Origin of the sequence: Membranihabitans marinus, from assembly GCF_021729155.1 — a bacterium.
GTDB lineage: Bacteria > Bacteroidota > Bacteroidia > Chitinophagales > Saprospiraceae > Membranihabitans > Membranihabitans marinus.
Window position 1 is genome coordinate 1 of the sequence record NZ_JAJQYA010000027.1, and the last position, 13935, is coordinate 13935.

Sequence of the window (13935 nt, forward strand, 5' to 3'; positions counted from 1 at the left end):
AAAACTAGTAACTGGGGCTAAGTCGTAACAAGGTAGCCGTACCGGAAGGTGCGGCTGGAATACCTCTTTTTCGAGTATATTACTCAAAATATTTTTTTCAGCTAATCTAGCTTCTTCCTTTTCTTTTTTTCTTTTATTATGCATGTATGTTATAAGATTGTTCGATGGCTTTGGCCATTGACACTTTTTTATAACCTATTTGTGTGTAACAGACTGAGCTTCTTTATATGATACAATGGTTAAATGACCATTGTTTTTTTTATGGTGGCAGAATGATGTCATTATTCAAAGTCCCGTAGCTCAGCTGGTTAGAGCGCTACACTGATAATGTAGAGGTCGGCAGTTCAAATCTGCCCGGGACTACTTTTAAGATTTTTTTGTTGGGGGATTAGCTCAGCTGGCTAGAGCGCTAGATTTGCATTCTAGAGGTCATCGGTTCGACTCCGATATCCTCCACTTTTTAAAGGTAATCAATTGTTGATTACCTTTTTTTTTGTCCATACCTCATCGATTCCCAATCGTAGTTTTTAGATTATTTTTCAATTATAAATGTATAAAAAGACTATAAATTGGCTTCCGAAAGAGGTGAATGAAGAGTAAGCCATCAATTAACTACGTATTGATCGGGGTGTAAAAAGGCTTTAAATTTACTTCAAAAGAAGTGAATGAATAAAGATGACGACTTTACAAGACGGTAAGAAGAATCTGGATTATCGTAAGCGACCAAGCAACTACGTCTTTATGCCGTAATCAATCGAGATAATCCTTTTGTAAAATGAACAGCTTAATTAATTAGGTTCTATCATAGAATACTCAGTCATACCCAGATATCTTTATAAATAAGTCCTGAAAGCGGGCCACTGAGCTTGGTCGAAGTGGACGTAGTCTAATAGCAGTGGGTGAGCGAGCAAAGTGCGAAGCACCAGAGCCCGTAAATCGGGCTCTGGCGAGAGAAGTCATGCCCACCGCGGCATGACGAGATTCCGTATAGTATAAACAATGTTGATTTGGCGGACTTTTTGCTCTATAGACTTTCTTGGACAGATAATCATTGTTTTAATTCAATGATACTAGATATAATATGAATATTTGGGCAAAAAGCGTGACAAATCCATAAGCATTACCATTCATGTTATCATTCAATTCACACCAATTTTTCATTTTGATAGAAAAATGAAGTTTGCTGTCGATTTACACGGTCAAACACAAAATTCAACCGGTAATAATATTATCAAAAAAGGATGAGAAACGAGTAAGATAAGAATAGATGAGATGTCAAGAGAATTATATGGATTACCATCACATAAAAATATTCCATAATATATACAAACAAAAAAAGGGCCGCTCTGCTACAGAGTGCCCTTCATTAATCTTAAAGTATTATAACAAATTAAGAATTATCTCTCAAATATTCTTCTTTGTATTTGGCGTTCAACACTTCATGTCTTCTATCTACAGAAGGCTTGGTAAAGTGTTTTCTTTTTCTCAATTGCTTCAAAATACCAACTTGCTGATACTTTCTTTTGTATCTTTTAAGCGCTTTGTCAATTGAATCGCCATCTTTTACATCGATAACTAGCATACTTTTACCTCTTTGTTATAATTAATTAAATTTTTGTGATTCCGCTGGGGGTCGAACCCAGGACCCCTTGATTAAAAGTCAAGTGCTCTACCAACTGAGCTACGGAATCCTCCACTTCTTAAAAGCGAATGCAAAGATACAATCTAAAATATAAATTCCAAATATGAGCCGCTTTTTTTACAAAAAAATTCAATAAAAATACATAACTCATTGATAATGAACATTATTCTACTTTAATAAAGAATTTACTCCTCGGACAACTCCTTCATCCGACCATCGCTATACATGGTAAATCGCTTTCCAGACAGCCCCAAGAATACAGATTGAAAAACCTCTCTGGCCTCATTATAGAAGGGAGTCAAATTGTCGTAGCGACTGCTGTAATGGCCCAATAATAAATGTTTGCACTGACCAAGTCTGGCTATTTGAGCCGCTTGACCAGCTGTGGAATGATACCTCTGCCCTGCCAGTTCCTCGTCCTCATTTAAAAATGTCGATTCGTGATACAGAGTGACGACTCCTTTGACAAAATCCGCGCACGATTCGAAATACTTCGTGTCCGATACATAACCATAAGAGAGCAACTCTCTATCTCTTTGAAAATAAGATAGAGGCACATCCTCCCCATCAATGTGTACAAAACCATGCTTCATCATGGATTGTATCTGAACATGGGACAATCCGCGACTTTTTACTTTCCCTTTATCCAAATACAAACGAGTTGATTTCTCGTCAATTCGATAGCCGTAAGTTGGAATTCTATGTTGAAGGGGAAAAGCGGAAATCGAATACCCTTGATCTTCGTATACTACAGCACTACCTTCGTGTTCCATTTCGATAATATTCAATGGATACACAAACTGATGACCTGTGGCCCGAACAACAACATCGACAAAATCCTTCAAACCTTTGGGACCGATTAACACGAGATCTTCCTGTCTACCGTATAGATTGTAAGTAGTCAGTAAACCAGGCAATCCAAACACATGATCACCGTGAAGATGGCTAATACATATGACCGAAATTTTGGATCGCTTCACCTGTTGTTCCAACATTCGAATCTGTGTGCCCTCTCCACAATCAATCAATACAGATTGGGAACCCAATTCCAATATTTGAGCCGATGGATACCGATGCCTAATAGGTACTGCTGAATTAGCTCCTAATATGTGAATACCCCAACTCATTCTTCCTCTGAGAGGAATTCTTTTTCCAGTTGTTCCATCATTACATAATCTATAGATTCATCCAAGGTGGGGATCAACAACAAGATTTTATCCAATTTAGAAATTTCAATTAGTCTGCGCACTGCAGAATGCTGGGTACCTGTCAATATAAAGAGGCCTGCCGTCCGCCAAAGTCTATAACCGGTCAAAATGGCACTCAACCCTGACGAATCGACATAAGTCACTTCTTCAAGGTCAATAATGATATTTTCGACCCCTTCATTGCGGAAGAACACAAGCTCAGACTTTAATTGCGGTGCATTCAAAGAATCAATAGACTTCTCTTCGAGTTTTAAAACGGTATATAATTCACTCTTATTTACGCTAAATTTCATATTGGTATTAATTTTGATAATCCTATATCTGTAAAGTAATGACTTTTTGCAAAAACTCACGTCAAAATAAAAACATTTGAAAATAAAAATCACAATATTTTACACAGAAAAAATTGTAGATTTATTTGGTAATAACTCTTTAAGGCAAAAAGACATTAAACAATGGACACTTACCTAGACAAAAAATAAAATGTTAATATAATAAGGTATTTAATCCATTACAAAATTTTATTGTTTCTTAGAATAAACGTATATTTCAGCATATGAAAAAATTTTCGCCAGAAGTTAAAAAGATACTTAGCAAGAGCAAAGAAGAAGCCAAAAAACTCGGTCAGGGGTTTGTGGGCACTGAGCACATATTGCTAGGGATCATCAGGGACGAAGATAGTCTGGCCACAAAAGTCTTCGAATCACTCGATGTAGATCTAGAAGAGCTAACCGATTATCTTGAGAAATACAGCAGCAATTCTCAAACAAAAGTATTGCCTGATGGCGATATTCCGTTTGACAAGCATGCAGAAAAGATCTTAAAGTTTTCTGTATTAGAAGCTAAGGTATTCAAAAATCAAGAAATTTCTCCGGAGTTAATAGTTCTCTCTATATTGAAACACCATGAGAACAAAGCTTCAAAAATATTGAAGCAATTTGACATCGACTATGAAACTTATAAAAACGAGCTTTATTATCTTATTAATGAAGATCAGGTAGATATTGATATCTATTCTCAATCCGCATCAGATGAATCTTCTTTCGAAGAAGAATCCGGATCGGCCAGAGGGTTTCAGAAGCGATCGAGTCAAAAATCTACTACGCCAGTTTTGGACAATTTTGGACGTGACATTACCAAATTGGCTGACGAAGATAAGCTCGATCCCATCATAGGTCGTGAAAAAGAAATAGAACGAGTCTCTCAAATATTGAGTAGACGAAAGAAAAACAATCCGATACTAATCGGTGAACCAGGAGTTGGTAAGACGGCAATAGCCGAAGGACTGGCATTGAGAATTCAACAGAAGAAGGTGTCTCGTACACTTTTTGACAAGAGAATAGTGATGTTGGATCTGGCTGCCCTTGTCGCAGGTACCAAATACAGAGGTCAATTCGAAGAGCGGATGAAGGCCATCATGAATGAATTGGAAAAAAACAAAGATGTAATCCTCTTCATTGATGAGATCCACACCATAGTAGGTGCTGGTGGTGCAACCGGCTCTCTCGATGCTTCCAATATCTTCAAGCCGGCTTTGGCCAGAGGAGAATTGCAATGCATTGGGGCTTCTACCCTGGACGAATACCGTCAATTTATAGAAAAAGATGGTGCCCTAGATCGCCGATTCCAAAAGGTGTTAATCGATCCACCATCAGAAGAAGAAACCATTCATATTTTGCACAATATAGCTTCGAAATATGAAGAGTTCCACAATGTAGAATACGATGAAGAAGCCATTAAGGCCTGTGTTCACTTAAGTGAGCGCTATATCACAGATCGTTTTTTACCGGACAAAGCCATTGACGTAATGGACGAAGTCGGTGCAAGAGTACATTTGAAAAACATATTTGTACCCAAGCACATTGAGGAGATGGAGCTTAAGATTGAAGAAATCAAGGAGCTAAAAAATCAAGCAGTCAAAAACCAACAATACGAGAATGCGGCCGAATTGAGAGATCAAGAATCCAAAATGATCAAACAGTTGGAAGATGCGAGAAACAACTGGGAAGAAGAGTCTAAAACCAAGAAATACCCAGTCAATGAAAAAGACATTGCTGAAGTAGTGTCTATGATGACCAGTATACCCCTTCACAAGGTAGCCCAAAGCGAGAGCAAGAAGTTGATAGGGATGAATGGTGATTTGCAGAAAATGATTATCGGTCAAGACGATGCGATATCCAAAGTAACCAAGGCTATCCAACGAAATAGAGTGGGGTTAAAAGATCCTTCTAAGCCAATAGGAACATTTATTTTCCTAGGTCCTACGGGAGTAGGAAAAACGGAGTTGGCCAAAGCATTGGCGAGATACATGTTTGACACTGAAGATTCCCTAATACGGATCGACATGAGTGAATACATGGAAAAATTTAGTATCAGTCGACTTATTGGAGCGCCTCCAGGATATGTAGGTTATGAAGAAGGTGGACAATTGACTGAAAAGGTACGCAGAAAACCATATTCTGTAATTTTGCTCGACGAAATAGAGAAAGCTCATCCCGATGTATACAATATATTGTTACAGGTATTGGATGATGGACAATTAACCGATGGCTTGGGTCGCAAAATCGATTTCAAAAATACTTTGATCATCATGACCTCTAATATAGGGGTGCGACAATTGAAGGATTTTGGTATGGGAGTAGGATTTGCTACTCAATCGAGAGTAGAGAGCAGCAAGGATCACAGTAAGAGTGTTATTCAAAACGCACTTAAGCGAACCTTCTCTCCGGAGTTTTTGAATAGAATCGACGATTTGGTCATCTTTAATTCGCTAGAAAAAGAGCATATCTTTAAAATCATTGACATCACCCTCAACGATTTGTACAAGCGACTTAACCAAATGAAATATTCTATTGAATTGACCAGCAAAGCCAAGGAATTTGTTGCCAACAAGGGATTCGATCCACAGTTTGGAGCAAGACCATTGCAGCGAGCTATTCAAAAGTACATAGAAGATCCATTAGCGGAGTTTATTCTCAACGAGAATCCCGAAGAAGGAGCAGTATTTGAAATGGACTACGACGACAAGGTAGAAGATAATGAAACACTGTCTGTCCAACTCAAGACTGATGTAAAATCTTAAAATTTTATAAAAAAAGCTGTCTATTTGCATAATAGACAGCTTTTTATTATACATATTATCAATAAGATGATTACATTTGACCTCCATTTATTCATTAAATTAATTTAATTTGGCAAAAAGAAATTATTCAGGAAGAAATATTAGACCTAAGACCACTACGGCAGAGCATCGAATCAACGAGCATATTAAAGTACCTGAAGTAAGGTTAGTCGGAGACAACCTTAAAGAAATAAGCAATATTGTGGGACAGCAAGTAGAATCCGAAGTATATCGGACCCATATTTTACGCGACTGGGCACGAGAGCTGGAATTAGATTTGGTCGAAATTGCACCAAAAGCCAAACCCCCTGTTGTTAAAATTATCGATTACAACAAGTTCTTATACAATAAGAAGAAGAAAGAGAAAGAGATCAAAAACAAAGCCGCCAAAACGGTAATTAAGGAGATTCGGTTCAGTCCGAATACCGACGATCACGATTTCGATTTCAAACTCAAACACGCGAGAGGATTTTTGGAAGAAGGTGCCAAAGTAAAGGCATATGTTCACTTCCGTGGCCGAAGCATTGTATTCAAAGATAGAGGTGAATTATTGTTATTGAGATTCTTAAAAGAATTGGAAGAATTTGGTGTCGCTGAAAACCTACCCAAGCTGGAAGGAAAAAGGATGACTGTCATCGTCTCTCCTAAGAAAAAGAAAAAATAACTAAAAAAATATAAAATAACCATCTTTTTTTTATATTTTTGCACTCCATTTCCTAGAAATAGACATTTAAAATTGAAGTCATGCCAAAGGTAAAGACGCACTCTAGTGCAAAAAAAAGATTTAAAGTTACGGGTTCAGGAAAAGTTAAACGTTTCCAAGCTCGTACTTCTCACTTGATGAGAAAGAAAACAACAAAAGCAAAAAGAAACTTGCGAGGATCTTCTGTGGTCAGCACTGCAGACGAATCGAGAGTGAAGCACATGCTTTGTTTAAAATAATTTAATCATTCGCTGAAAAGTGGTTAAGTAGTGAGGTGGTTAAATACCCACTACCCCTTATTCGGTTAAATAGAGAAAAAAATGCCAAGGTCAGTAAACTCAGTAGCATCCCGTAAAAGAAGAAAAAAGATATTACGTCAAGCCAAAGGTTATTTTGGTGCGCGTTCGAAAGTATACACAGTAGCTAAGAATGCCGTTGAAAAAGGATTGCAATACGCTTATCGGGATAGAAGAAACAAAAAGCGTAACTTTAGAAAACTTTGGATAGCTCGTATCAATGCAGCTACCAGATTGGAAGGAATGAGCTACAGCAAATTCATCCACGCCCTTAAAAAAGAAGACATTCAATTGAATAGAAAAGTTTTGGCTGATTTGGCCATGAATGAGCCTGAAACATTTAGTGCCATCGTTGCTAAAGTAAAATAATCTTTTCTGTAAAGAGCATATACAAAGGTGTCACATCATGATCTATGATTTGACACTTTTGTAGTTTAAACGTACTACTAAATATTCATACTAAAATGAAAGCCAAATTATCACAATTCAATTACAACCTACCGAAAAAATTAATCGCCAAATATCCCGCGCCAGAGAGAGACGAATCTAGACTGATGGTTGTCAATCGACAAACTGGGAAAATAGAACATAAATTATTTAAAGATTTATTGGACTATTTTCAAGAAGATGATTGTTTTATCTTCAACAACACCAAGGTATTCCCAGCTAGGATGTATGGTAGAAAAGAAAAAACTGGGGCTAAGATTGAGGTTTTCCTTTTAAGAGAACTAAACAAGGAAGCTAAACTCTGGGATGTACTGGTAGATCCAGCACGTAAGATTAGAGTGGGTAATAAATTGTATTTTAACGACGACCAAGGCAACGAAAAATTGGTTGCAGAAGTTGTGGACAATACAACGAGTAGAGGTAGAACCATTCGATTCTATTTTGAAGACTCTGATGAAGAATTTAGAGAAATCTTATATAGTTTAGGAAATACTCCTCTTCCCAAATATATCAATCGAGAAGTAGAGCCCAGCGACATGGAAAGATACCAAACCGTATTCGCCAAAGAAGTAGGAGCTGTAGCCGCACCTACTGCAGGATTGCACTTCAGTGAGCGATTGATGAAACAAATCGATATCAAAGGCATTCAATCCGCAGAAGTAACCCTTCATATTGGTTTGGGTACATTTAGAGATATCGATGTAGAAGACTTATCGAAGCATAAAATGGATGCTGAGTATTTCTACATACCGGAAACCGCTGCCAAAACTGTAAATTCAGCGAAATCAAACAAACGAAAGATTTGCGCCATCGGTACCACTTCTATGCGTGCAATTGAATCTGCTGTATCTGCGGATTCATACTTAAAAGCGGCCCAAGGTTGGACAAACTTGTTTGTATATCCTCCTTATGACTTTAATATTGCCAATGCAATGGTCACCAATCTTCACCTGCCCAAGACCAGTCTTATGATAATGATAGCCGCTTTTGGAGGTTATGATTTAATCATGGAAGCATATGAAGAAGCTGTAAAAGAAGAGTATCGATTTTTCAGTTACGGTGATGCAATGCTAATTTTATAATTATTTTATTCCTTTTTGGAACTATTTGGTTACATTTTTGATATACTTAATTGAAAGTATTTCATTCAACGATAAAAATAAATAGATGTATTGGACCTTAGAATTAGCCTATCACTTAGAAGATGCTCCATGGCCAGCAACCAGAGATGAGTTGATCGATTATGCTATCCGATCGGGCGCACCCTTAGAAGTAATTGAAAATTTACAAGAAATGGAAGATGAAGGGGAAATTTATGAATCCATAGAAGATATATGGCCTGATTATCCTCGAAAAGATGATTTTCTTTTCAATGAGGATGAATATTAAAAATAATAATAATGATTTCTAAAAGCCGTTTTGATTACAAAACGGCTTTTTTTATTACTTTTAAGCTATAAAATGTAAGATTTAAATGCTCTACAACCAAATTAGTATAGACGGTTATGCAGCCTGTGGTAAAAGTACTCTTGCAAGGGAATTGGCTAAAAGACTAAAATATTTATATATTGACTCTGGTGCCATGTATCGCGCAATGTCATATTATATCATTCAAAATAATATAGATCTCAATGACGATCGATTAGCTGATCTATTGAACAGTGTCAATATTAGATTTCAACACGATAAAGAAGATCCATCTTCAGCCCTTATATTGTTGAATGAAGAGGATGTAACCCTTCAGATTAGACTCAATGAAATCAATGAAATCGTAAGCCAAGTCGCTGCAATTCCCATGATAAGAAGAAAATTAGTCAAACTGCAACAAGCCTATGGCAAGACCAACAATGTAGTAATGGACGGTAGAGATATAGGTACGGTGGTTTTCCCGAAAGCCGTCGTTAAACTTTTTGTTACCGCTAATCAAGAAATCAGGATTCAGCGTAGAATGGAAGAAAACAAAAGTAAAGAACTACCCTACGACTATGATTTTATAAAAACTAATCTGGCCGAAAGGGATAAAATAGATTCAACTCGAAAAGATGGGCCTCTCAAACAGGCTGAAGATGCCATATTGTTTGACAACTCCCACCTCAGTAGAAAGGAACAATTAGCCATGGTTTTGGCGTTGTGTAATTGTAGAATTATTCATTAAATAAATCATATTATGAAATTTGAAATTTTCGAAGGTAAAGATGGAAAGCACTATTTTAAATTAGCTGCTGAAAATGGTCAAACTGTACTCAAGAGCCAAGGATACGCATCCAAAGCATCGTGTAAAAATGGTATTGAGTCCGTAAGAGCAAATGGACAAGATGAAGCTCAATTTGACAAAAAAATAGCCAAAAATGGTAAAGACTTTTTCAATCTTTTAGCCAAAAACAAACAAATTATTGGAACCAGCCAAATGTATGCCTCTAAACAATCAATGGAAAATGGCATTAAATCTGTGGCTCGACTCTCTAAGGATGCCCCTATTGTAGAGGTAGAAAAATAAACATCATATAATTTATGTACTCGATCAACATTCATGTTGACATCCTACCAGCGAAAAGCGTCGAATGAATAACGCAAAACAAAGGGTCTGCCCATAAGCAGACCCTTTTTATATCATATGAATTTAGAATTGATAGGGTGAACTCTGATTAAAAGCAGACTTCCATTGAAGGGGAATACCTCCTTGTTCAAAACTACCGTGGCTGACGGTGGGATATAAATCCTCAAACGATCGAACTTCCGATTGACTTATGCGACGGAATACATCCTTTCGTTCTATATCCAAAATGTTGCGTTTACCCGCTGCTGCCATTAATTCCACGAAATTGTGAATGGTGTTTTTATGAAAATTAGCAATACGATGTGATTTATCTCCCACTTTTAACCCCGCTACTAACTCTGCATCTTGTGTGGCCACTCCGGTAGGGCATCGATTCGTATTGCACTCCAAGGCTTGAATACAGCCTAGAGCCAGCATCATCCCCCTTGCACTATAACAAATATCGGCACCGAGCGCCATGGCTCTAAACAAATGAAAAGAAGTAAATATCTTCCCGCTGGTCACTATTTTTATTTCATCCCTCAATCCAAATCCACGCAACATATCATCCACAAATACCAATCCCTCTTTAAAAGGCATACCTACACTGTTGGAAAACTCCAAAGGAGCTGCACCGGTCCCCCCTTCACCTCCATCTACAGTAATAAAATCCGGAAGGACTTTTCTTTCGACCATGGCCTTACATATAGCAATAAATTCATCAGGCCTACCGACACAAAGTTTAAAACCTATGGGTTTACCTCCAGACAGCTGTCGCAACTGTTGAACGAATTCTAGCAATCCCATGGGTGAATCAAAAGCGGTGTGATAGGGTGGTGACAACACTTCAGTACCTTGTACGACATTTCGTATAGCCGCAATTTCGGCAGTATTTTTCTTGGCAGGCAATATTCCCCCATGACCAGGTTTAGCCCCCTGAGAAAGCTTTATTTCTATCATCTTAACCGATTCAATACCAGCTGTCACTCGAAATAAATCAGGGTCAAATCTTCCTTCGTGATCTCTACAACCAAAATACCCAGTGCCGACTTGATATACCAAATCCCCACCGGGATCCTTGTGATAAGGGCTAATCCCTCCTTCTCCTGTATTGTGGGCAAAACCTCCCATTTTAGCTCCAGCATTTAGAGCCAATACGGCATTTTTACTTAGAGAACCAAAGCTCATGGCCGAGATATTGAATACACTGGCCTCATAAGGCTGGCTACAAAACTTCCCTCCTATCACTACCCTGGGATGTGAATCGAGACTGGCGGGGTTTAATGCCCCAATACTGTGATTAAGCCATTCATACCCTTCCTCGTAAAAATCCAACTGACTTCCAAATGGAGTGGTGGCACTTTCTTGCTTTGCCCTTTGATATACAATAGATCGATACATCCTAGGAACTGGCATGCCATTGGTTTCTGATTCGATAAAATATTGATATATCTTCGGTCTTAATTCTTCGAATATATATCGACCTCGACCTAGAATGGGATAATTTCTCATGATAGCATGCTTGGATTGTAACATATCGTAATACCCCAATAATACAATAGGAATCAACACGATATAAAACCAGATAAAACCCGGCCAAACATAGTAGTGAATACCAAATACTATGGCTGTCGACACAATAGAGAAAAATATAAATTCGTTTCGCATATTAATGTTTCTATTTAAATATCATATAAAAATACTATCATCCTAGATCAAAACCCCATAAATAAAACCAATTGTAAACATTCCGGCTTATATTATTGTTGTATGATTGCAATGTGTTTTTGCACAATGTCCGAAACCACTTCAAAAACCAAGAAAAAAGAATTATCATGAAATTAGTTTTTTCAACCGAAGACAGAGTCGTGGCTAATATAATTAAAAATGAATTAGACAACCACGAAATTGAAAACGTCCTGATGGATAAACGAGATAGTGTCTACAACACCTTTGGATATATTGAGGTTTATGTCTTAGAAAACAATCTGACCAAGGCCAAAGAATTGATAGACGCAGTAATTGTTCAAGATACCAATGAGTAATTCGATGAAGATAAATAATAATTTAAACCGTGATGAAGAAAGGGTTCTGTTTGATAAAGGCACAGAAAGACCGTTTACAGGAGCATTGTTAAACAATAAGGCCGAAGGCTTGTATCTCTGTAAAAACTGTCATCAACCTCTATACACCTCTGCTCAGAAGTTTGAATCTCACTGCGGATGGCCCAGTTTTGATGACGAGATTGAAAATGCTGTCGATCGACACACCGATGCCGATGGAAGACGGACAGAAATAGTATGCAGTAATTGTCAGGCTCACCTAGGACATGTATTCAAAGGTGAATTTCTCACGCCCAAAAATCTTAGACATTGCGTCAATTCCCTATCCTTAGTCTTTATTGCTAAGGAAGATTATCAAGAAAATCAATTAGATCCTACCAAACTAATTAAAGGATAAGCCATTGAGGTATTTAGTGGATTTTGCCGGTAATTATTTAATTGTATTCCACATCTTTTCGCTTCAATAGCGGCATAGATTTCAATACCAACTGGACGGTTTTGGGTATGCGCTCTTCAAAAAGTACAATCTTACCTTTTTTAAGAGCGTCTACTACGGGTTGTTGGTAGTGTCTAATAGTGATTAACTCGAGATTTTTTTCATCCTCTATAGTGAAATCACCATCTATTTCTGCCAGAAGATTGGCTATGCGATCCGGTCTATCCGTCACACAGACGGTAAACGAAATAGCAGTATTTCGCATAAGATTCACCTTAATCCTGTGCTTGGCAAACAAATTAAATAATCGACTTAAGTGATGCTCAGCGACAAATGATAGATCTTTAGTCCTGATATAGAGCAACCTCTGATCTTTCTCTACCACCACTACAGGTGGATACCTCAAATCCAATTCACCGGCAATGACAGTACCTGCCGAACTAGGATTTTCAAATGACTTGACATAGAGGGGAATATTCTTGTTTTGCAGAGGTTTTATCGTTTTGGGATGAATGACCTTCGCTCCGTAGTAAGTCATCTCAATAGCCTCCAAGTAGGACAATTTATCGATTAGGGAAACATTCTCAAACAATCGAGGATCAGCCGTCAATATACCTGGAACATCCTTCCATATAGCCATATATGAAGCATCCAAACAATATGAGAATATGGCAGCCGAATAATCCGACCCTTCTCGCCCCAAAGTTACGGTGTGATTGTTGTCATCGGCACCAATAAATCCCTGAGTTACCAATACGTTGTAACTTTTAAATAAAGGCTGAACTGTTTTTTGAAACAACCAAGAAGTTTCATTCCAATTAATCCTCCCTTCTCGATACGTATTATCGGTTTTGACTACTCTTCTAGCATCCAACCAATCCACTTCTAGGGAAAGAGATTGAGCCAAATAGGCATTGACAATTTTGGTAGAAGCCAATTCCCCCAAACTTACAATTTGATCGTATATAAAGTCGTATTCTAATTCTTCATCTCGGATAGCGAGTATATTTTTTTCTCCTTCTTCAAATAGACTGGACAAGTCAATATTCAAATCCAACTCTGTAGCGATCTCCAAGTGAGATGCTTTTATGGTTTGAAGAGAAGCTACGGCTTCAGTAGGATTTTTAAATGCAGTCGCAACCACTTCTTCCAATGCATTTGTAGTTTTACCCATGGCAGAAACCACAACGATCAATTTGCCATCAGGACAATTGGATATTATACGACCGACATTTTGAATGGCAGAAGCATTTTTTACCGAAGCACCACCAAATTTATAAACTACACAGTTTTCCATTATATATACTACATCTTAATTTGGCTGCAAATATAAAATATTATCGTATTTATGTTTTTAAAAACCAAAAATGTTATTATAGATATAAGATATTTGAGAAAAATAACCCATATATACTAAAATAGCCTTTGTTGTGTTTTATTAATAATGTTTTGTTATTGCTTAATCACATAGGAAAAATCTCTT

15 protein-coding genes, 3 tRNA genes and 1 rRNA gene are annotated in these 13935 nt (G+C 37.5%); 13 read left to right on the forward strand and 6 right to left on the reverse strand.

Features of this window, described 5'->3' with window-relative positions; genetic code table 11:
• The 3 genes from LVD51_RS14695 to LVD51_RS14705 all read left to right on the forward strand — a co-directional run.
• A 16S ribosomal RNA gene (locus tag LVD51_RS14695) occupies positions 1–70 on the forward strand; the annotation flags it as partial.
• A 219-nt stretch (positions 71–289) separates the two neighbouring features.
• Positions 290–363: transfer RNA gene (locus LVD51_RS14700), tRNA-Ile, on the forward strand.
• A gap of 19 nt (positions 364–382) precedes the next feature.
• Positions 383–456: transfer RNA gene (locus tag LVD51_RS14705), tRNA-Ala, on the forward strand.
• Between the two features lie 934 nt (positions 457–1390).
• Here LVD51_RS14705 and rpsU read toward each other — a convergent pair.
• From rpsU to LVD51_RS14725, 4 genes are all read right to left on the reverse strand, one after another.
• On the reverse strand, positions 1391–1582 hold the full coding sequence (rpsU, locus tag LVD51_RS14710) for a 30S ribosomal protein S21 (protein ID WP_236972155.1): 192 nt from the start codon (positions 1580–1582) through the stop codon (positions 1391–1393).
• Positions 1583–1618: 36 nt separating this feature from the next.
• Positions 1619–1691: transfer RNA gene (locus tag LVD51_RS14715), tRNA-Lys, on the reverse strand.
• A 136-nt stretch (positions 1692–1827) separates the two neighbouring features.
• Positions 1828–2769, reverse strand: a complete 942-nt coding sequence (locus LVD51_RS14720) for a ribonuclease Z (RefSeq protein ID WP_236972156.1) — start codon at positions 2767–2769, stop codon at positions 1828–1830.
• Positions 2766–3143, reverse strand: a complete 378-nt coding sequence (locus LVD51_RS14725) for an STAS domain-containing protein (RefSeq protein WP_236972157.1) — start codon at positions 3141–3143, stop codon at positions 2766–2768. Before LVD51_RS14725 ends, LVD51_RS14720 begins: the two co-directional genes overlap by 4 nt.
• A gap of 263 nt (positions 3144–3406) precedes the next feature.
• On the opposite strand from LVD51_RS14725, the gene LVD51_RS14730 reads away from it, so the two are divergent.
• The 8 genes from LVD51_RS14730 (at position 3407) to LVD51_RS14765 (ending at position 9914) form a co-directional block, all read left to right on the forward strand.
• On the forward strand, positions 3407–5932 hold the full coding sequence (locus LVD51_RS14730) for an ATP-dependent Clp protease ATP-binding subunit (protein WP_236972158.1): 2526 nt from the start codon (positions 3407–3409) through the stop codon (positions 5930–5932).
• A gap of 109 nt (positions 5933–6041) precedes the next feature.
• On the forward strand, positions 6042–6635 hold the full coding sequence (gene infC / locus LVD51_RS14735; protein WP_236972159.1) for a translation initiation factor IF-3: 594 nt from the start codon (positions 6042–6044) through the stop codon (positions 6633–6635).
• 80 nt (positions 6636–6715) lie between these two features.
• Entirely contained in the window at positions 6716–6913 is a 198-nt protein-coding gene (gene rpmI / locus LVD51_RS14740) for a 50S ribosomal protein L35 (RefSeq protein WP_236972160.1), read from the forward strand.
• An 81-nt stretch (positions 6914–6994) separates the two neighbouring features.
• On the forward strand, positions 6995–7339 hold the full coding sequence (gene rplT / locus LVD51_RS14745; protein ID WP_236972161.1) for a 50S ribosomal protein L20: 345 nt from the start codon (positions 6995–6997) through the stop codon (positions 7337–7339).
• Between the two features lie 95 nt (positions 7340–7434).
• Positions 7435–8499, forward strand: a complete 1065-nt coding sequence (gene queA / locus LVD51_RS14750) for a tRNA preQ1(34) S-adenosylmethionine ribosyltransferase-isomerase QueA (protein WP_236972162.1) — start codon at positions 7435–7437, stop codon at positions 8497–8499.
• 85 nt (positions 8500–8584) lie between these two features.
• Positions 8585–8806 (forward strand): DUF2795 domain-containing protein, encoded by a 222-nt coding sequence (locus LVD51_RS14755; protein ID WP_236972163.1) that lies wholly within the window; start codon positions 8585–8587, stop codon positions 8804–8806.
• 85 nt (positions 8807–8891) lie between these two features.
• On the forward strand, positions 8892–9572 hold the full coding sequence (cmk, locus tag LVD51_RS14760; protein ID WP_236972164.1) for a (d)CMP kinase: 681 nt from the start codon (positions 8892–8894) through the stop codon (positions 9570–9572).
• Between the two features lie 12 nt (positions 9573–9584).
• A complete protein-coding gene (locus LVD51_RS14765) occupies positions 9585–9914 on the forward strand; it encodes a YegP family protein (RefSeq protein WP_236972165.1) in 330 nt (109 codons plus the stop codon).
• Positions 9915–10037: 123 nt separating this feature from the next.
• Here LVD51_RS14765 and LVD51_RS14770 read toward each other — a convergent pair whose 3' ends face one another.
• On the reverse strand, positions 10038–11621 hold the full coding sequence (locus tag LVD51_RS14770) for an FMN-binding glutamate synthase family protein (protein WP_236972166.1): 1584 nt from the start codon (positions 11619–11621) through the stop codon (positions 10038–10040).
• 167 nt (positions 11622–11788) lie between these two features.
• Here LVD51_RS14770 and LVD51_RS14775 point away from each other — a divergent pair, with 167 nt between their 5' ends.
• Positions 11789–11998, forward strand: a complete 210-nt coding sequence (locus tag LVD51_RS14775; protein ID WP_236972167.1) for a putative signal transducing protein — start codon at positions 11789–11791, stop codon at positions 11996–11998.
• Between the two features lie 4 nt (positions 11999–12002).
• The gene (locus LVD51_RS14780) at positions 12003–12413 is read left to right on the forward strand and encodes a methionine-R-sulfoxide reductase (RefSeq protein WP_236972168.1); all 411 of its coding nucleotides are present in this window, start codon (positions 12003–12005) and stop codon (positions 12411–12413) included.
• 37 nt (positions 12414–12450) lie between these two features.
• Here the strand turns inward: LVD51_RS14780 and LVD51_RS14785 are convergent, their stop codons facing one another.
• A complete protein-coding gene (locus tag LVD51_RS14785) occupies positions 12451–13749 on the reverse strand; it encodes an aspartate kinase (protein WP_236972169.1) in 1299 nt (432 codons plus the stop codon).
• Between the last annotated feature and the right edge of the window lie 186 nt (positions 13750–13935).